At 54.1% G+C, this 20,245-nt stretch carries 15 protein-coding genes; 10 read left to right on the plus strand and 5 right to left on the minus strand.

Annotated elements, in window-relative coordinates:
• Positions 1–6 precede the first annotated feature (6 nt).
• Genes PORUE0001_RS06565 through PORUE0001_RS06575 form a run of 3 tightly spaced genes read left to right on the plus strand, consistent with a single transcriptional unit; the run spans position 7 to position 2,693 of the window.
• A complete protein-coding gene (locus PORUE0001_RS06565) occupies positions 7–873 on the plus strand; it encodes an ABC transporter substrate-binding protein (RefSeq protein ID WP_007365625.1) in 867 nt (288 codons plus the stop codon).
• An 18-nt stretch (positions 874–891) separates the two neighbouring features.
• Positions 892–1,902, plus strand: a complete 1,011-nt coding sequence (locus tag PORUE0001_RS06570; protein ID WP_007365628.1) for a FecCD family ABC transporter permease — start codon at positions 892–894, stop codon at positions 1,900–1,902.
• Entirely contained in the window at positions 1,899–2,693 is a 795-nt protein-coding gene (locus PORUE0001_RS06575) for an ABC transporter ATP-binding protein (RefSeq protein ID WP_007365690.1), read from the plus strand. The genes PORUE0001_RS06570 and PORUE0001_RS06575 overlap by 4 nt, the downstream gene beginning before the upstream one ends.
• A 455-nt stretch (positions 2,694–3,148) precedes the next feature.
• Here the strand turns inward: PORUE0001_RS06575 and rpsA are convergent, their stop codons facing one another.
• Both rpsA and PORUE0001_RS06585 read right to left on the minus strand, forming a co-directional pair.
• Positions 3,149–4,945 carry a 30S ribosomal protein S1 gene (gene rpsA, locus PORUE0001_RS06580; protein WP_007365642.1) on the minus strand — a complete coding sequence of 599 codons (1,797 nt, stop codon included), beginning with the start codon at positions 4,943–4,945 and terminating at the stop codon, positions 3,149–3,151.
• A gap of 133 nt (positions 4,946–5,078) precedes the next feature.
• Positions 5,079–6,995 carry an Omp28-related outer membrane protein gene (locus PORUE0001_RS06585; protein ID WP_039865744.1) on the minus strand — a complete coding sequence of 639 codons (1,917 nt, stop codon included), beginning with the start codon at positions 6,993–6,995 and terminating at the stop codon, positions 5,079–5,081.
• A gap of 628 nt (positions 6,996–7,623) precedes the next feature.
• Here PORUE0001_RS06585 and PORUE0001_RS06590 point away from each other — a divergent pair.
• The 5 genes from PORUE0001_RS06590 to PORUE0001_RS06610 all read left to right on the plus strand — a co-directional run bounded on the left by PORUE0001_RS06590 (position 7,624) and on the right by PORUE0001_RS06610 (position 12,785).
• On the plus strand, positions 7,624–8,565 hold the full coding sequence (locus PORUE0001_RS06590; RefSeq protein ID WP_007365640.1) for a glucosaminidase domain-containing protein: 942 nt from the start codon (positions 7,624–7,626) through the stop codon (positions 8,563–8,565).
• Between the two features lie 56 nt (positions 8,566–8,621).
• A complete protein-coding gene (locus tag PORUE0001_RS06595; RefSeq protein ID WP_007365621.1) occupies positions 8,622–9,782 on the plus strand; it encodes an AIR synthase related protein in 1,161 nt (386 codons plus the stop codon).
• A 37-nt stretch (positions 9,783–9,819) separates the two neighbouring features.
• Positions 9,820–10,926 carry a peptide chain release factor 1 gene (gene prfA, locus PORUE0001_RS06600; protein WP_007365652.1) on the plus strand — a complete coding sequence of 369 codons (1,107 nt, stop codon included), beginning with the start codon at positions 9,820–9,822 and terminating at the stop codon, positions 10,924–10,926.
• A gap of 113 nt (positions 10,927–11,039) precedes the next feature.
• The gene (locus tag PORUE0001_RS06605) at positions 11,040–11,621 is read left to right on the plus strand and encodes a superoxide dismutase (RefSeq protein ID WP_007365630.1); all 582 of its coding nucleotides are present in this window, start codon (positions 11,040–11,042) and stop codon (positions 11,619–11,621) included.
• 165 nt (positions 11,622–11,786) lie between these two features.
• On the plus strand, positions 11,787–12,785 hold the full coding sequence (locus tag PORUE0001_RS06610; protein WP_007365665.1) for a malate dehydrogenase: 999 nt from the start codon (positions 11,787–11,789) through the stop codon (positions 12,783–12,785).
• Between the two features lie 489 nt (positions 12,786–13,274).
• Here the strand turns inward: PORUE0001_RS06610 and PORUE0001_RS06615 are convergent, their stop codons facing one another.
• A complete protein-coding gene (locus tag PORUE0001_RS06615) occupies positions 13,275–13,832 on the minus strand; it encodes a CD225/dispanin family protein (protein ID WP_007365655.1) in 558 nt (185 codons plus the stop codon).
• A gap of 209 nt (positions 13,833–14,041) precedes the next feature.
• The gene (eno, locus tag PORUE0001_RS06620; RefSeq protein WP_039865745.1) at positions 14,042–15,322 is read right to left on the minus strand and encodes a phosphopyruvate hydratase; all 1,281 of its coding nucleotides are present in this window, start codon (positions 15,320–15,322) and stop codon (positions 14,042–14,044) included.
• A 271-nt stretch (positions 15,323–15,593) separates the two neighbouring features.
• Here eno and PORUE0001_RS06625 point away from each other — a divergent pair, with 271 nt between their 5' ends.
• On the plus strand, positions 15,594–17,501 hold the full coding sequence (locus PORUE0001_RS06625) for a hypothetical protein (RefSeq protein ID WP_007365675.1): 1,908 nt from the start codon (positions 15,594–15,596) through the stop codon (positions 17,499–17,501).
• A gap of 69 nt (positions 17,502–17,570) precedes the next feature.
• Complete coding sequence (locus PORUE0001_RS06630; protein WP_007365688.1) at positions 17,571–18,686, plus strand: Ig-like domain-containing protein; 1,116 nt, start codon at positions 17,571–17,573, stop codon at positions 18,684–18,686.
• A 314-nt stretch (positions 18,687–19,000) separates the two neighbouring features.
• Here PORUE0001_RS06630 and PORUE0001_RS06635 read toward each other — a convergent pair whose 3' ends face one another.
• On the minus strand, positions 19,001–20,020 hold the full coding sequence (locus PORUE0001_RS06635; RefSeq protein ID WP_007365693.1) for a branched-chain amino acid aminotransferase: 1,020 nt from the start codon (positions 20,018–20,020) through the stop codon (positions 19,001–19,003).
• Positions 20,021–20,245 lie beyond the last annotated feature (225 nt).

Genomic DNA, 20,245 nt, shown 5'->3' on the forward strand with positions numbered 1-20,245 from the left:
CGTACTATGAATGCTCTAACCCATTCGCTACGCAGACCGCTCCTGCGCTTCCTCCCGCTCCTACTTCTGCTCCCCTTCTTGGTCGGTTGCCACAAGGCGAGCCAGCAAGAAGACGAGGCGCAAGCGCCACGCATCGTCTCGCTCGTTCCCTCCGTGAGCGATCAGCTCTACGACCTCGGATGCGACTCGCTCCTCGTCGGCTGCACCTCTTACTGTAGTCGAGCCGTTGCCGATAGCGTCACCGTCGTTGGCTCCGCCATACAGACCAATCTTGAGCTTCTCATAGCGCAGCGTCCGACCCTCGTCTTTGCCTCCGACTTCACCGCCCCGCAGACCATCTCCGCACTGGAGAATGCTGGCATCCAGGTCATTCAGTTTACCAATCCCGCCAGCTACGACGCCATACAGGCGCAGTACCGCCAGATTGCCACGCTAGTCGGCGCGAGCGACCGTGCCGAGGCTCAGCTCGCAGAGATCAACCAACGCGTCGACTGGCTCAAGGAGCTTAACGCAGCGCGCCCTTGGCATCCGCGCGCCTTCATGCAGATAGCTTTTGACCCGCTCTTTGGTGCCTCCACATCGACTTACATGAACGATCTGATCACCTTCAGCGGCTGTACAAACATCGTCACCATGGCGGGCAATGGTCAGCTCAGTCTGGAGTATGTCGTAGAGCAAGACCCCGAGGTGCTCTTCCTGATCACCAATCATGGCAGCGAGAGTGGATCAGAAGAGTCGTGGCACAAGCTACGCTCCGTCACCGCCGTACAGCAAGGAGACTACTGTCCGCTCCCAGGTAGCATCGTTAGCCAGCCCTCGCCACAGCACTTTGTCGAGGCGCTGCAGCTAATGACCGACTACCTTAGTGAGTAAAAGGTTCTTCCCCGCAACATGCCCCACCGACCGACCCTCGCTAAGTCCTACTGGACGCTTCCATTGATGGTGCTGCTCCTCCTAGTCGTCGCCATCCTGTCGCTACATGTCGGGGCGCATCCCATCTCCCTCTGGCAGCTCTCGGAGATCCTCTCCGACCCCGCATCTGTTGATTACACCATCCTGACGCAGCTTCGTCTGCCACGCATCATCAACGCCATCTCCATCGGTGGCGGACTAAGCCTCTGTGGAGCTATCCTGCAGGGGCTTTTTCGCAACCCGCTCGTCGAGCCTTACACCCTCGGCATCTCGGGCGGTGCTTCGCTAGGGATCACGCTCGCCATCGTCTTAGGCTTGTCCACCGCCTTCCTGACGCTCCCCGCCTTCGGCTTCATCGGAGCCTTGGTCACCATCTTACTCGTCTATGTCAATAGCTACCAGCGCCACGGGCTAAGCGTACAGCGCATGCTCCTCGTCGGTGTGATGGTCAGCTTCATGGCTTCGTCAGGCGTCATGCTCCTTCTCTCCGTGGCTCGTGCTGAGCAACTCTCCCGCATCATCTTCTGGACGATGGGTTCGCTACAAGAGAGCAAGCCGTTTATCGTCTGGGGCATGCTTCTCTTCACACTGCTCCTCCTAGGGGCGAGCTATCTCTTCGTACAGTCGCTCAATGCGCTCCGTCTAGGCGAACTCAAAGCGCAGCAACTCGGCATCAACACACGACGAGTCGTGCTGTGGCTCTTCGTCCTCAGTTCGCTGCTGACCAGTGCCTGCGTCGCTGTAGCTGGCGTCATCGGCTTCGTCGGGCTAGTCATTCCGCAGGCGACACGTATCCTCTTCGGAAATGATTACCGCGTCCTCCTCGTCGGGAGCTTCATCAATGGGGGCATCTTCCTCATCCTCTGCGACATGTTGGCCCGTACCATCCTTTCGCCCATCGAGCTTCCGATAGGAGTCATCACAGGCTTGATCGGCGGTGTTGCCTTCCTCTACCTCATTCACCGCACCAGACGCTCGCACCAGATATGACCAGTCAGACGATCCTACGTGCCGAGCAGCTCATCTGTGGCTATGGTCGCAAGGCGGTCATCGGGCCCCTCGACCTCGCCATCGCTCGTGGCTCCCTGACCGCCATCATCGGGCCTAATGGGGCTGGCAAAAGTACCTGCTTCAAAACCCTCACGGGCGTCCTGCCCCCACTCTCTGGAAAGGTTAGCCTACTAGACAAACCGCTCAGCAACTACACCCTCCGTGAGCGTGCTCGCCTCGTCTCGATGGTCAATCAACAGATCACCCCTCAGCCACTCAGGGTCTACGACTACGTCCTGATGGGTCGACTGCCTTACTTCAAGCGCTTTCAGATCGGTTACAGCGAAGAGGACCATGCACGCTGCGACCATTATCTCGAGCGCACGGGCATCGCACGGCTAGCCGACAAGCGTCTCGACGAACTGAGCGGTGGCGAACAGCAGATGGTTGCCATAGCACAGGCACTCACGCAGGAGCCTCAGCTCCTCCTCCTTGACGAACCGATCTCGCATCTAGACATCGGCTACACGAGCGAGATCATGCAGCTCCTCGAGACGCTCCATGAGGAGGGGCTAACGATCCTGATGATCCTCCACGACATCAACATAGCCTCCGAGTACTGCGAGGAGCTTATCCTCTTCGGTCCCGACGGCTTGCTGGCTCATGGCACCCCCCAGACTGTCCTCACCGAGGCGCACCTTCAGGAGGCCTACCACACCACCGTCCTCGTGCAGTCCGCCCCCGCTTCTGGCCGACCCTACATCTATCCTATGCGCAAAAGGCGCTCGTGAGAGCTCCGACACCTCCGATTGCTCCGATTGATCTGATCGCTCCGATCTCCCCTCTAACCTCTAATTTCTGATCTCTAACCTCTAATCACCCCCCCCGAGGAAATCGAATATCTCTCGGTGGGGATTTCTAGATATCCACGGAGGAACGAGAAAATTCTTCGGAACTTCGAAATCTTTCTTCCGAAGTTTCATTTCATTCTTCCGAACTTTTATTTCCCGATTCCGTGGAGAATTTTCGTTTGTTCACTGGAGATTCCCCATTTCCTCGGTAGGGAGCTTTCAGGCGAAGCCTTCCGCAGACGACTTTATCGGGGATAAGCGTTTGGCGGATCTGGCAGTAGTACGATAAACGGCAAAAAGAGAGGTGACCTCCGGACGGGACGTCACCTCTCTTACTATTTGCTGTAGCTAGTCTCAGAGGGTGCTGAGCACCGCTCCGAGACTACCACTATTTCTTACTCAGCGCTCTCTAGACGCTCCTTGAGAGCTGCTAGCTCGTCTAGGTCTCCCAGAGTAGCACGCTCTACGCTCTGCTGTGTAGCTGCGACAGCTGCAGCATCGCGTACCTGCTGGTTGCGCTCCTCGGTAGCAGCCTGACGACGCTCTGCACGCTCAGCATCCTCGTGGATACGGCTGTGAGAGACGATGATGCGCTGCATCTCGGGGTTGAAGTCTAGGATCTTGAAGGGGAGCTTCTCGTCTACAGCGACGCTCGTGCCGTCCTCCTTGATGAGGTGCTTAGGTGTGGCAAATGCCTCGACACCGTAAGGTAGTGCGATGGTGGCACCCTTCTCATTCATACGGACGACTGTACCCTCGTGGATAGAGCCGATGGTGAACTCCTTAGCGAACTCGTCCCAAGGATTCTCCGTCACCTGCTTGTGACCGAGGCTGAGACGACGGTTCTCCTTGTCGATCTCGAGGACCTGTACCTCGATCATCTGACCAACCTTGACGAACTCGTTGGGGTGCTTGACCTTGCGAGTCCAAGAGAGGTCGCTGATGTGGATCAGACCGTCGATACCCTCGTCTAGCTCAACGAAGACACCGTAGTTGGTGAAGTTGCGTACGCGAGCCTCGTGGTTGGACCCAACGGGGAAGCGTTGCTCGATGGTCTCCCATGGATCGGGCTTGAGCTGCTTGAGACCTAGGCTCATCTTGCGATCCTCGCGGTCGAGCATGAGGACGACAGCGTCTACCTCCTGACCTACTGTGAGGAACTCCTGAGCACTGCGTAGGTGCTGCGTCCAGGACATCTCGCTGACGTGGATCAGACCCTCGACACCTGGGATCACCTCTACGAATGCACCGTAGTCTGTGATGACGACGACACGACCATGGACGATGTCACCCTCCTTAAGGTTAGGATCGAGTGCATCCCATGGGTGAGGCATGAGCTGCTTGAGACCGAGAGCGATACGTGTCTTCTCCTCATCAAAGTCGAGGATGACCACGTTGATCTTCTCGTCGATAGAGACCACCTCAGAGGGATCTCCGATACGACCCCATGAGAGGTCAGTAATATGTATTAGACCGTCTACGCCACCGAGGTCGACGAAGGCACCATAAGAGGTGATACCCTTGACGACACCCTCGAGGACTTGACCCTTCTCGAGCTTGGAGATGATCTCCTTCTTTTGCTGCTCGAGCTCTGCCTCGATGAGGACCTTGTGCGATACGACTACGTTGCGGTACTCGGGATTGACCTTGACGATCTTGAACTCCATCGTCTTATCGACAAAAGCGTCGTAGTCCTTGATAGGACGTACGTCGATCTGAGATCCAGGGAGGAATGCCTCGATGCCGAAGACATCGACGATCATACCACCATTGACACGGCTCTTGATGTAGCCGAGGATGACCTCGTCGTTTTCCTGAGCAGCTGCGATCTTCTCCCAAGCACGAGCAGCACGCGCCTTGCGGTGTGAGAGCTGTAGCTGACCATGACGATCCTCCTTGCTCTCGACAAGTACCTCTACCTCGTCTCCGACCTTGAGATCCTTGTTGTAGTTAAACTCGTTGGCAGAGATGATACCTGCACTCTTGTAGCCGATGTTGACTAGTACCTCGCGCTTGCTGATAGACATAACTTTGCCCATGACGACCTCGTTCTCTTTGATGGTCGTGAGGGTCTTGTCATAAATCGCCTCGCGCTCTTTGCGCATCTCCGGAGAGATGGCTGTGTCCTGTGCGTAGCCAGACCAGTCGAAGTCTGCGAGTGGCTGGATACGATCCGTTGGATTGTTACTCATTTAGTAAGTTGTGGTGATTTAATAGGTAAAACTGTATGTATAGATACTCTGTACAATGGCGCAAAGGTACGAAAAACTATCCAACCTCCCGTGCAGTTCTCTATTTTTCGCATACTCTTGCCGCCTTAACCCCTTAGCGGACGATTACCTTGGAGGTGTAGACACGTAGGTCGCTAAAGGTGCGGACGATGTAGGTGCCAGGTAGGAGATGCGTCTCGACAGATGTCGTGACGAGTGCACCTGACATGTCGTATAGCTCGAAGGCATCGACACGTCCCTGGATGCTTAGATAGCCATCCTCAACCGTTACGATAGGTGCTTGTGCTGGAGCGACCGGTTCATTGGCTAGCGGGAAGCCTAGCTGAGCAGTCTCAGCGGTATGTACCGCACGATTTCTGCGATTGCTCTGCTGGACGCTCGGGTGAACGATCGCAACCACCTTACACTGGCTACCGACCCACGTGGGCATAAGGGCACCCTCTAGCGTTACGGAGAATGTACCATCGGGCTGGAGCTGAAGCTTGTCACCCGTGGGAGCCGTGAGGAAGAGGCGAGGCACAGCGTTGTGCTTGTAGTTTTTCCGAGCACCAGCTTGCGCTCTAGAGGGGACGTTGTCCTCCGTTACGATGACTGTCAGGTAGAGGTCCTCTGGGTCAAAGCTATCTTTGAGTGCTACACCGCTGACGACAGCCGTGAGCTTGCTATTGTCAATCTTCTGATCTATTCGCTCGATGCGGACACCCTGCTTGTCTTTCTTCACTCTCGGGACCCACTCACTAGAGGGATACGCACCAGCAGAGTTTACGAGCGCATTCCGACTGGGGAGGAACGTTCTGTTGATAGACATAGCTGGCGCAAAGGAACTCTCGTCAAAGAAATAGATATAGAGTGCTTCGCTTTCTTTGGTCGTTAGAAAGTCTGTCAAGTAGCCCGAGTGGTAGACTATGTAGCTGACGCGAAGCCCTGCTGCTTGGAGCTTCTTGATATTATCCTTGACATAGGGATCTGCAAGCGGGCACTTAGGACACTGCTCCGTGGAGAAGCGCTCCAGTAGCACCGTCTCTCGGTTGATTGCAGCAGAGCTCCCAATCTGATAGGGGATCTGACTGCTATTGCTTGCGAAGATGTTTTCCTGATCATTGACCTTGGCGAGCGCTACATGTAGCGTACCCATACCCTCATCCTCAGCTGGGATTGCAATGGTAGCAGCGATGTCTTGAGAAGGTTGAAGCGGTTCCTTCAGCGTCCTCTTGAGGAACTTAGGCTCACCCGTTCCAAAGCGATAAGAGACCTCAAAGGAGGTAATGTCCTTTACACCGAAGTTGTAGAAGGCGACCTCCGTAGGGACCTTTTCTCCAGCCTTAACTAGCTTGAAGTCACCGTCCGCCCAGAGGAAGTAGCCTACAGACTGTAGCTTGCTCTCGTCTTGTAGCTTGACAAAAATAAGGGCAGAGCCATAGCCCTGCACGGATGTCATTTGAAACTCATCCTTAGTACTACTATTCGTAGGATAGGGCTTGGTGCCGTATCCTGCGTACTGAGCCTCTTTCATCTCATTGACCCCGTCAAAGGGGATTAGCTCTGGTTTATCCCCATCACTGCCTACAGCCTTTGTGGCAAAGCCTACGAGATATCGTTTGCCCGCCTCAGTCGCAAAGGGTGTCGTGAGTGCTATCTGATTAATTCCCGCGACAATCTTACACGGCTGGTTGTAGAGCGTCTTCTTGCCATCCTCTGATAAGATGAGGAGATAGGCAGACTGATCGTCCACTGCTGCAGGAAAGGAAATCCGCTCAATCTTATTCGCACCCACATCGGGCAGTAGGATATAGGCAGAGAGGTAGACGTTTACCTTCCCCACTCCTAAGTATCTAACTGCATCGACATTGCGGTCAGCATAGCCAAAGCCTGCCAGGGACTCGCCAGCTCGAAGGGATACGCCTGCATTTGTGGCCTGCAGACGAGTAAGGCCAGACTCCTGTGCTGTACTAACGGTGACAGTCATAATGAGCGTAAGGAGTAGACTCCAGAGGGTAGCAGTTTGTTTCATTGAATGTATAATCTACTTGGTTGTTACTGAGCAGTATGTGTACCTCTCATACGAAGCCATAATCTAGGCTTAGCGTACGAAAGCGTCGCTACGAGAGCAAATATAGTGCTTTCTCTGGAAATAGGCCTCTTTGCGATTCAATATTGTCAGGGGAGACGCATGATACCCCCCTACTCTATGGACTACTCCCGCCGACAGTCCTAGGATACGTGTATTAACCCTTGATACATAGCGCTATAGCCTCACTGAACGACTACTTCTAGATCTCCGCCACTCCCCATCTCTACCGAGGAAATTGGAGATCTCCAGCGAGCAAACAAAAATTCTCCACGGAACCGGGAAATAAAAGTTCGGAAGAATGAAATGAAACTTCGGAAGAAAGATTTCGAAGTTCCGAAGAATTTTTCGATTCCTCCGTGGAGGTTCAAAGATTTCCACCGAGGAAACCTTCGATTTCCTTGATAGTGCCATTGATGAAGTCATCCAGCACGTATCATGCATCGAGGCTGTCGAAGCTAGTGACTACAGATCTATTTAGTACCTTTGTAGCTCAGGTAGCTCCTCTCACTTTGTGAGGAAGGTGCTTGACACCTAGCTACACGCCCAATAGATTAACGTCTAAAGCCCTATGAAGCTCTTCACCGATCCATCACGGTCTCTGCTCTCGATAGCTTGTCTGCTCTTGCTCTGCGCCACTGCGTGGGGGCAGGCGCCGATGAATCCTAACTACCAGACCTATATACGTACCTATGCCGATGAGTGCATTCGCCAGATGAAGCGTCACAAGATCCCTGCGAGCATCACGATGGCGCAGGGACTGATCGAGACGGGCGCTGGCTCTAGTCGTCTGGCGCGTGATGGCAATAACCACTTCGGCATCAAGTGTCACCGCGCTTGGCAGGGGCAGCGTATCTATGCCGACGATGATCTCAAGGGGGAGTGCTTTCGCAAGTACCGCTCTGCGGGTGACTCCTACGAGGATCACTCCAACTTCCTCAAGCAGCCTCGCTACAAGGTGCTATACACCTATCAGATTACGGACTATGAGGCTTGGGCTAGGGGACTGCAGCAGTGTGGCTATGCGACGAACAAGGGCTACGCCAACATGCTCATCAAGGTAATCGAGCAGTACGAGCTATACGAGCTGGATCGTGGGCGCTATCCACGCTGGATGTCGGGCCGCCCCGCACCGACCTATACGCCTTCTGAAAAGGATCCAGAGATGAAGCTGACGCACGAGGGATACTTTAGCTATGGACTCCTATATATATTAGCAAACAAAGGAGACTCGCTCGAGTCGATCGCTCGTGAGATGGGCATAAGCCTCAAGCACTTGGCCGACTACAACGATATGCCGGTGGACTTCCCGCTACAAGCTGGCGATGTGATCTACCTAGAGCGCAAGAACAAGCGTGCCACACCTGACTATCCCGACCATGTGGTGCAGGTGGGCGAGTCGATGCACGACATATCGCAGCGCTACGGCATACGCCTCGAGCGACTCTACCGTATGAACCATCTAGACTACGACTACGTCCCCGAGGAGGGCGACGTGCTCAGACTTCGATAATCTCTAATTTCTAACCTCTAACTTCTAAAGTCTAACCTCTAACCTCTAAGGTCTCTATGAACCGATACATGCGCCGAGGCGTTTCTGCCGCAAAAGAAGATGTACACAATGCCATTGCCCATATAGACAAAGGGCTCTACCCGCAAGCCTTTTGCAAGATCCTACCAGACGTACTGGGTGGTGATCCTGACTATTGCAATATCATGCACGCTGATGGGGCTGGCACGAAGTCTTCGCTAGCCTATATCTACTGGCGAGAGACGGGCGACCTATCCGTGTGGCGAGGCATTGCGCAGGATGCGATCGTGATGAACCTCGACGACCTCCTCTGCGTGGGAGCGACCTCGGGGATGCTTCTCTCCTCGACCATCGGGCGCAACAAGCAGCTCATACCAGGCGAAGTGATCGGCGCAGTCATCAATGGAACCGAGGAGATCCTAGCGCAGATGCGTGACCTCGGCGTAGAGATCTATCTTACGGGAGGCGAGACAGCTGACGTGGGCGATCTAGTTCGCACGATCATCGTGGACAGCACGGTGACCTGCCGTATGCGTCGGAGCGACATCATCGACAACGCACACATCGCTGACGGGGACGTGATCGTCGGCTTCGCCTCCTATGGACAGGCGACTTACGAGGCGCGTTACAATGGCGGTATGGGGAGCAACGGACTAACCTCCGCACGACACGATATACTCTCGCACGCATTGGCCGAGAAGTTTCCCGAGAGCTACGACCCAGCCGTACCTGACGACTTGGTTTACAGCGGGAGCCGTGAGCTACTCGCTGAGGTGCCAGGGACTGGGCTGACGGTCGGCGAACTGATCCTCTCTCCGACCCGCACTTACGCACCGCTTGTGGCGAAGTTGCTCAAAGAGATGCGACCCGCCATCCACGGACTGATCCACTGTACCGGAGGCGCTCAGACGAAGGTGATGAACTTCGTCACGAACAAGCACATTATCAAGGACAATCTGCTCCCCATCCCGCCACTTTTCCAGATGATTGCCGAGGAGAGTGGCACCGACGCTGCGGAGCTGTACCAAGTCTTCAACATGGGGCACCGTCTAGAGGCTTACTTGCCCGCAGAGCAGGCCGAGGAAGCCATCGCCGTGGCACGACACTTCAACATTAATGCGCAGGTCATCGGCCGTGTCGAGTCGGCCGAGCAGAATCGCCTGACACTCGTTACGCCCTTTGGCACAGTAGAGCGATAGCCTTTGACCCACCCCTCACATCACTTAGCAGACCTATATGAACGATTTACTCAACCGCATAGAAGCTCTGGTGGCGCGCCACGAGGAGCTAGAGACTTTGATCACAGACCCTAGCGTCATCGCAGACGGCAGACGCTTTGCCACCCTGAGCAAGGAGTACACGCACCTCGGAGAGATCCTCAAGGCTGGGGCGCAGTACAAGCAACTCCTGACCCAGCAGGAGGAGGCCGAGAGCACCCTCCAGGACAGCGACAGCGATGAGGAGCTAAAAGCCATGGCTCGCGAACTACTTGCTGAGGCTAAGGAGGAGAGCCCTAAGATGGAGGAAGAGATCAAGCTACTTCTCCTACCGAATGATCCTGAGGACGACAAGAACGCTATCCTAGAGCTACGCGCTGGGACGGGCGGTGACGAAGCTGCGCTCTTTGCGGGAGATCTCTTCCGTATGTACTCGCGCTACTGCGAGACCAAGGGGTGGAACGTCACCGTCAGTAGCTACACCGAGGGCGGTACAGGAGGTTACAAAGAGATCGTCCTCAATGTCACAGGCACGGGTGTCTATGGGACGCTCAAGTATGAGAGTGGCGTGCACCGTGTGCAGCGTGTCCCGCAGACGGAGACGCAGGGACGTATTCACACCTCGGCAGCGACCGTGGCGGTACTGCCTGAGGCGGACAAGTTTGAGGTCAACATCAACGAGGGAGAGATCAAGTGGGACACTTTCCGCTCCAGTGGTGCCGGTGGGCAGAACGTCAACAAGGTGGAGTCGGGCGTACGTCTGCACTATCCGTGGCGCAACCCCAATACGGGTGTCGTGGAGGACATCACGATCGAGTGTACCGAGACGCGCGACCAGCCGAAGAACAAGGAGCGTGCCCTCTCACGCCTTCGCACTTTCATCTACGACAAGGAGCATCAGAAGTATATCGACGAGATCGCCTCTCGTCGTAAGACGATGGTCTCGACGGGCGACCGCTCGGCAAAGATCCGCACCTACAACTTTCCTCAGGGGCGTGTCACCGATCACCGCATTGGTCTGACCGTGCACAACCTACCAGGTGTCCTCGGTGGCGATCTGCAGCCGATCATTGATGCGCTCATCGTTGCTGAGAATACCGAACGCCTCAAGGAGGCCGCCCTCTGATTCCATCCTGTGGGGGCTTGTTTTTGTGGTTCGTTTTGTATACCTTTGTGACGCAGTCTAGGCTAAGACCTAGAGCTGCTCATGTCACACTTAAAGTAAACAGATAAAGCAATATGACACACGAACTAATAAAGCTCCCCTATGCAAACAATGCGCTCGAGCCAGTAATCAGCGCTGAGACGATTCAGTATCACCACGGCAAGCACCTCAAGGGCTATGTCGACACGCTCAATAAGCTCCTGCCCGACTCTGACCTTAAGGACGCTTCTCTCGAGGAGATCGTTCGCAAGGCTGAGGGCAAGCTCTACAATCAGGCTGGCCAGGTGATGAATCACAATATGTACTTCCTCCAGTTCGCACCAAACGCTGGTGGGCATCCCGAGGGCAAGCTCGCTGACGCTATCAAGCGCGACTTCGGTAGCTTTGAAGCTTTCCAGACAGCCTTCAACGATGCCTGCACCTCACTCTTTGGTTCAGGCTGGGCTTGGCTAGCTAGCGATGACCAGGGCAAGCTCTCTATCGAGAAGGAGCCTAATGCTGGCAACCCCCTACGCAAGGGCCTCAAGCCGCTGATGTGCTTCGACGTATGGGAGCACGCTTACTACCTCACTTATCAGAACCGCCGCGCCGATCACGTCAAGGACCTATGGTCTATCATTGACTGGAAGGAGATCGCACGTCGCTACGAGGCGTAAGCCGATAAGCGCAAACCCGTAGAAGCGATAGCTTAGTGGAGAGATTGGGGGGTGTGAGCAGTCAGACCTGTAGGGTCGCAAAGCTTTCCTCCCCAGTCTCTCTTCTTTATTAGTAGGGGCGTAACGCAATAAGCAGACAATTTCAACACAGACTCAATAAACACTATGAACTTTGTAACGCAAGACAAACTGGTCCTCATCGGCGCTGCTGGTATGATCGGATCAAACATGGCGCAGACCGCTGCCATGATGCACCTTACTCCAAACATCTGCCTCTACGACCCCTTTGCCAAGGGGCTCGAAGGCGTCTGGGAGGAGATGCGCCACTGTGGCTTCGAGGGGCTAAACCTCACCTTCACCTCAGACATCGCTGAGGCTCTCCGAGGGGCTAAGTATATCGTCTCATCGGGTGGTGCTCCTCGCAAGGAGGGCATGACCCGCGAAGACCTACTCAAGGGAAACTCTGAGATCGCTGCTGAACTAGGACGCAACATCAAGAAGTACTGCCCCGACGTGCACCACGTAGTCATCATCTTCAACCCCGCTGACATCACGGGTCTCGTCACGCTCATTCACTCAGGGCTCAAGCCTTCGCAGGTGACCACCCTGGCAGCGCTCGATAGCACACGTCTGCAGAGCGAGCTCGCCAAGCACTTTGGTCTCCAGCAGAGCCAGGTAACCAATACCCGTACCTATGGTGGTCACGGTGAGCAGATGGCAGTCTTCGCCAGCACCGCTCGTGTCGACGGCACCCCGCTCACAGACCTCATCGGCACAGACCGGCTGACACACGACGACTGGGCTGCACTTCAGCAGCGTGTCATCAAGGGCGGTGCCAACATCATCGCTCTGCGTGGTCGCTCCAGCTTCCAGAGCCCAGCCTACGTATCCATCGAGATGATACGTGCGGCTATGGGTGGCGAGCCCTTCCGCTGGCCAGCTGGTTGCTTCGTCCGTGACAGTCGCTACAAGAATGTGATGATGGCTCGTGAGACCACTATCACACGTGACGGCGTAGCTTATAAGGAGGTTAAGGGACTCCCCGACGAAGAGGCAGCTCTCGACAAGAGCTACGAGCACCTACAGGCTATGCGTGATCAGATCATACAGATGGGCATCATCCCCGCTGTCGCTGACTGGCACACGGTCAATCCCAATCTATAGTAACACACGTCCTCGCTTCGCCTAGCGAAGTAAGGCACCTACACCAGACGACCACGTGGAGTAATCCGCGTGGTCGTCTTTTTGTTTACAGGGTGGCTAGTCTTCCTTGTTGTCTAGTTCGAAGGAAATGGCATCGGTGACGCATGACATAGGATGAGTCCATTGGCGTCACTATCAAGGAAATCGAACGATTTCTCGGTAGAGATTTCTAGTTATCCAGTGAGGAACAAAAAAATTCTTCGGAACTTTGAAATCTTTCTTCCGAACTTTCATTTCATTCTTCCGAACTTTTATTTCCCGGTTCCGTGAAGAATTTTTGCTTGCTCTCTAGAGATTCCTAATTTCCTCGGGAGGAGAGAACAATAGAGGTTAGAAATTAGGAGCTAGAGGTTAGCGGTTAGAGACTAGATGAGTACCGATTTAGACACTCCCGTCTGTCCCCACATTTCGCCACACGTCCTGGAGGGAGGGCACTCTCCCCACAGCTTCCTAGTAGTATGGCGAAAAGGAGGCTAGTCCCATCTGGAAGGAGAAGAGCCAGACGAGGTAAGCGATCATGCAGACAAAGCCGACACAGGCTGTGGCGATGATCCAGTTGCGCGTTAGGCGGCTGGCGGTCGCAGCTCCCTCGTAGTCACCCGCTATGTATCGTGAGGAGACGCGCGCAGAGTAGATGATAGCGATGATACCACCTATATTACAGCAGAAGATGGTCACGAGGATACACCAGACCAAGTAGTTGGGCGGTATGGGCGGACGCTCCGAGGGATTGCTGTACTGGGGTGCGCTGTTGTATTGCTGGGCACTGCTGTACTGCGGTGCGCTGTTATACTGCGGAGCTCCGTAGGTAGGCGCATTGTAGCTGGGTGGTGTGGGCGTGCTGGGTGCGAAGAGCTCTTGCAGTTCGCTCACCTCACGAGCGGGAGCCCAGTCGGTCATGCCCTCGGTCCAGACCATCGTCTCAGGCTTCAGCTCTAGCGTCGCCAGCTCCTCGATGGTGTAGGGACCCGTCTGCTGGTCATTACGGATGACATAGTATTGCTTCATCGTTGCAGTGTGGATTGATTACTTTTCTCCCCAAAGGTACAGAATATTTGCAGACTGGCGGAGGGGAGAGATTAGAGGTTAGATATTAGAGGTTAGATATTAGAGGGGGGCGGGCGCAGTAACCTTTGACACAACGGACGCACCGGTCGTGTGTCCCTACGGGGGGAGTACACGTCTCGGTGCGTCCGTATATTTTATTGCAAGTCTCGCTATCGTAGGCGACGATAGCCGTATGTAGCTTGCGTGTCTAGCTCCTCTTCGATACGTAGTAGCTGGTTGTACTTGGCGATGCGGTCGGTACGGCTTAGCGAACCAGTCTTGATCTGCCCAGCATTGGTAGCTACAGCGATGTCAGCGATGGTCGTATCCTCGGTCTCACCAGAGCGGTGCGACACGACGGCTGTGAAGCCGTGACGATGCGCCATGTCGATGGCGTCAAGCGTCTCTGTGAGTGTGCCGATCTGGTTGACCTTGATCAGGATGGAGTTAGCGCAGCTCTCCTTGATGCCTCGGCTGAGGTACTCGACATTGGTCACAAAGAGGTCGTCACCGACGAGCTGCAGGCGGTTGCCCAGCTTCTCGGTGAGCAGATGCCATCCCTCCCAGTCGTTTTCGTCCATACCGTCCTCGATGCTATCGATGGGGTACTTGCTGACGAGTGTCTCTAGGTAAGCGACCTGCTCAGCGGGGGTACGCTGCTGCCCCTTCTCGCCCTCAAACTTGGCGTAGCTGTATACACCCTCGTGGTAGAACTCGCTAGCGGCGCAGTCTAGAGCGATGGTTATGTCGCTACCAGGCTTGTAGCCAGCCTGATGGATTGCCTCGATGATGCTATTGAGCGCATCCTCTACGCCGTCCAGGCTAGGTGCGAAGCCACCCTCGTCACCTACAGCGGTGCTGAGACCACGATTGTGAAGCACTTTCTTGAGTGCGTGGAATGTCTCGGAGCCCATGCGGAGTGCTTCGCTAAAGCTCTTGGCACCGATGGGTCGGATCATAAACTCTTGGAATGCGATGGGCGCATCGCTGTGAGAGCCCCCATTGATGATGTTCATCATCGGCACGGGGAGAGTGTGTGCGTTGACGCCACCGAGGTAGCGGTATAGTGGTACGGCTAGTTCGTCGGCTGCAGCCTTAGCAACAGCGAGCGATACGCCAAGGATGGCGTTGGCCCCGAGTACGCTCTTGGTCTCAGTGCCGTCTAGGTCTATCATCTTCTGGTCTATCTCACGCTGCTCGAGTGCGCTCATGCCGAAGAGGGCTGGTGCAATGACCTCGTTGACGTTTTCGACAGCCTTGCGAACGCCTTTGCCTAGGTAACGGCTCTTGTCACCGTCGCGTAGTTCGAGCGCTTCGTGCTCCCCCGTAGAGGCTCCACTGGGAACAGCGGCACGCCCCATGGCGCCGCTATCTAGGACGACCTCTACCTCTACTGTTGGATTACCGCGCGAGTCCAGTATCTCGCGTCCTTTGATGTCTACTATCTGCATATGTGTAGATGCTTTTGAGTGAATCTTTATAACCTTCTTAATCATGACAAAGGTAGTAAATCTATCCGAAGTGACAAGCTTCGACTGGACATCATGGAGTCAACTATCAAATGTAGTTCATTCCCCACAAAAATTGCCCAAAAACCTTCTGTTTGAAAAATTATAGCTACATTAGCGGACGAATTGAGAAAGGAATGCTCTGAGCGACCTCTTTTCGTCATCTTTCTGTAGAAACCGCACTAGACTTAACATAACAACTATAACATTTACTATGAAAAGAATCACTACCTACTGGCTATCTCTGATAGCCCTCCTGCTCCTTCCTCTAGGAGCGACAGCACAGAAGGTCATCCTCGAGGAGACCTTCGATGAAATCACCTCCGGTAGCAACACGAAAAACCCACGCTTCGCAATGCTCAGTCGCTGGAAGGGCAATGACAACACTACTTTGATGAAAAACATCTACCAGGCAGACCATGCTATTCTCGTGGGTAGCACATCAAACTCAGCAGTCGGCTACTTCGAGCTTAAGACGCTAGACCTGTCGGGCAATGCTGGAGCCTTTGACGTGACACTAGAGGTCAAGGGTATCAACACTGATGCGTCAGGTATCCTCAAAGTATCAATTGTAGGCAACGATGCCTCCGCTCAGGAGTACACCCCCACCAAGTATCGTGAGGATGAGTGGGAGACGCACACTTTCTCTTTCTCTGGAGGACAGGGTGCTACGGTGCTTCGCATCGAGACCTTGAACAATGCCAGCGCTGACAACTGCAAGGGCGTTTTCATCAACAACCTCAAGGTAACTCAAATGCAGGGTCAGCCAACGCTCGTATCTGACGTTAAGTCGGTAGACTTCCGCAGAGCCAACATCGGGGAGACTGCCAAGTTCCAGCTAGCGTTCGTCGGGACAAACCTTACCGCTGCTGTAAAGACAGAGATAACGGGAGAAGGCAAGGATGCCTTTAAGATCGCTAAAGATGCCGAGAATACGGGCAAGCACACGCTCGATCTAGAGTTTACACCTACCGCTGCAGGTAAGTGCGAGGCTACGCTACACATTACCTCTGGAGATCTCGTCCTAGACATTCCTCTTATGGGTGTAGGTGTAGATCCTGCTAACCCCTACGGTCTAGACCCTAATGCTAAGCCTGTAGAGAGTCTCAATGAGCCTTTCACGACGAATCCCCTACTCTCTGGCTGGCGCGAGGTAGCTTTCGAGGGAGATGTACACTGGGAGCCCCGGACTCCTTACAATGACGAGCCTGTTATGTCCATAGAGGCTGCGGGTAGTGGTCAGAAGGTACGTTCAGCACTCATCACGCCACTCGTCAAGATACCTAGCAGTGGTAGCAAGGTACGTCTGATGGCTGACTATCGTATAGGCTTTGCCAAGGGCGGCAAGTTCGTCGTCAAGCGCTTCAGCAAGGAGGGTAAGCTCATTGCAGACCTGAAGACGATCGAGCCTAAGGAGCCAGTTGATGAGATGGCTTATAAGTTTGAGCTTCTCTCCGAGGCTATCGAGGCCGATGGTCAGGATAGCTACTTCGTCTTTGAGTACATGGGTGACGACTCGCCAGCGATCAAGTCTGAGAGCAAGACGCTGACAGTCCTACTAGACAACGTCAAGCTCACCGCAGAGGAGATCCCAGCTCCTGTCCTTACGACAGACGCAGATAAGCTAGACTTCGGCACAGTCAATAAGGATGCTAAGGTGGAGAAGCCTATCATCGTCGAGGGTGAGCATATCCTCTCTCGTATCAAGGCTGAGATCGTAGGCGATGGCAAGGACTTCTTTGAGATTGACAAGAGTGCTCTACCTGCTAATGGTGGTGCCCTCAAAGTAACCCTCAAGGGGACCAAAGAGATTGCTTCCATCGAGGCTAAGCTCGTTCTAACCGCTGAGGGTGAGGCAAAAGGCATGAGCGTCACCAAGGAGATACCTCTCGTTGGCAAGATTGTCACGAGCACTCAGGAGATCCTCGGTGAGACCGCTCCCGTACGCTTTACCGCTGAGGGACTTGTCGTCGTGAGCGATGCTACACTAGCTCTATACAGTGCTGATGGTCAGCTCATCCTCGCTGGCAGCTACCGTGCTGGTGACCAGATCCGCATAGACTACACGGGCAGCGTCATCCTATACGTAGAGGGTGTCGCCTACAAGGGCACGCTCCGCTAATCCTATCTCGTGAGCCTGTCCCTAGCGACAGGCTCACGCCTTTATAACCACGGTATAGCTTATTTAGATATGAAAAAGAACTGTATATGGGTCTGCGGGCTACTGCTCTCAGCACTCGTCCTCCTCGTCGGCTGTCATGGCTCGGACTCTCCCAGTGGAGCTCTGCGACTCTCTAAGGAGACGATCTCGATCACTGTCGGACAGGAGATTGCATTGACACGCACGGGCGAGGGTGGTGCCGTAGAGGTTATGCTCCCCAAGGGCAAAGACTTCGCACTCACTGTAGACAACGATCAGGTAGCTCAGGTCAAAGGTAAGACCATCAAGGGCGTAGCTCCTGGCAAAGCGACCGTCACCGTCACCGCTGGGGCTGAGCATGCTCTCCTGACGGTCGAGGTGCAGGCTATAAATAAGGATCAGAAGGTAACCCTCTCACCCACATGGATCAGTACTCCAGTAGATCGCGCCATCGTCTTCGGTGCCCAGGAAGGTGCGGGGGTCGATGTTGTCGTCACGACAACGCCAGCTACTGACTTCACCATCTCTACATCCGATCCAGACAAGGTTAAGGTCGAGGGGCACAAGGTCACGGGTCTCGCCGTAGGAACCTACAAGCTAGCAATCCTCGCTGGTGGTGCCAAGGCAGACTTCGAATTGATCGTAGGGGACAAAGAGCTGACAGGGACCTTCCTCAAGAGTTCTGGTCGCAAGGTCCTCTTCGTCCCAGAGCATCTTGAGGATGTGTGGGATCGTCAGGAGCTACTCAAGAAAATGATCGAGAGCAATACGAGCTATCTCTTTGACCACATTGACGAGGAGCACAAGGCCATATGGTTTATAGACAAGAATGTAAAGGCTGGTCACATGTCGATGTCCTACAGTCATATCGTCTACGTCCTCAATCCTAAAGGCTCTGAGAGACCTCACCTTGAGGCGATGTACTTAGACCAGCCCAATGGGATGTTTGAGTTCACTTATGTCGGATACATTTCGGATCTAGGCTTTAATGTTGATCAAAACAATCCGCCCGAACTACAGGTCGATCAGGAGGGCAATCACTACTTTGAGGATGTCCATCCCACACTCCCCTATACGGTACGTATATACTATAAGACACGTATCAACGATGAGGGGGATAAGGTCGAGGATGTATATGCTCGTCTGACTCCAGTCGTCCGTATGTAACGAGACGACAGAGCGAGCAACTCATACGACGAGGGGGCGCAAGAGACTACACATCTTGCGCCCCCTCTCTTGTGTCATATGGGGAGTATCCTGAGTACCCTCAGGGTAGCTTAGAGGTAGGCTGAACGGACAAACGAGCTCACAGAGAGTAACGGCCAACGTCCTCTAGAGACTGTTGCATAAAGGCTAATCAAACGAGGGGTGTATCCACATGGACACACCCCTCTGTGCTGTGATCTAGTAGCTGCGTGAGAGCCTAGTCGCCTAGGCTGTCTACAGCATACCAGCGAGTCTCGTAAGCTTGAGTCGCTACATTAGTCTAGTAGAGTGACCCAGCCGTGTGTATCGGGCTCGTCGCCGTACTGGATACCACGTAGCTTGTTGTAGAGCTTCTCGCAGATAGGACCAGGCTTACCATCCTTAGAGATCTGGTAAGTCTTGTGCTCATCGAGATCGTCCACACGTAGTATCGGGCTAATGACAGCAGCCGTACCGCAAGCACCAGCCTCCTCAAAGGTAGCTAGCTCCTCCTCGGGTACATGACGGCGCTCTACCTTGAGACCTAGATCCTCAGCGAGCTGCATCAAGCTCTTGTTCGTGATAGAGGGGAGGATAGAGGTAGACTCAGGCGTGATGTAGGTGTTGTCCTTAATTCCGAAGAAGTTAGCAGGACCGCACTCATCGATATACTTCTTCTCCTTAGCATCGAGGAAGAGGCAAGCGCTGTAACCCTTCTCGTGAGCTAGGACGGTAGGTACCATACCAGCGGCATAGTTACCACCCACCTTGATCGTACCCGTACCTAGAGGAGCCGCACGGTCATAGCCACGCATGATAGCCATAGGTGTAGGCTTGAAGCCCTCCTTGAAGTATGGGCCTACAGGAGATACGAAGACGATAAAGAGATACTCTGGCGCTGGCTTGACACCTACCTGAGCACCTAGACCGAGTAGGAGTGGACGGATGTAGAGCGAAGCACCACTCTCGTAGGGAGGTACGAAGTCCTTGTTGAGCTCGACAGCCTTCTTGACCGCCTTGATAAAGAGCTCCTCAGGCACGGGCGCCATGACGACACCCTCAGCTGAGCGGATCATACGCTTAGCATTCTCCTCGACACGGAAGAGGCGTATCTTACCATCCTTACCACGGTAAGCCTTGAGACCCTCAAAAGCCTCCTGACCGTAGTGCAGACAGGTAGCACCCATGTGTAGCGTGACCGTCTCCTCCGAAGAGACCTCTAGCTCGCCCCACTTGCCATTACGATAGTAACAGCGCACGTTGTAATCGGTCTTGAGGTAACCAAACCCCAATGATGACCAGTCCAAATTCTTCATACTATATATAGGTAAAGTTGTTAGTAAAGTCCGTGGTAAACGATTCGTCCACAAAGATACTATTTTATTTGGGATTGGGAAGTGAGAGGTTAGAGGAGACGAGTAGCGAAATGTAAGGACGCACGGATAGTGTCGAGTCGGAGGGCGTCCGTCCTCGTTAAAACCACGACAATCACATTCTTTGACACAACGGACGTCCTCCCACTAAACACTTCTGTACGTTTC

Source organism: Porphyromonas uenonis 60-3, assembly GCF_000174775.1.
Classification (GTDB): domain Bacteria; phylum Bacteroidota; class Bacteroidia; order Bacteroidales; family Porphyromonadaceae; genus Porphyromonas; species Porphyromonas uenonis_A.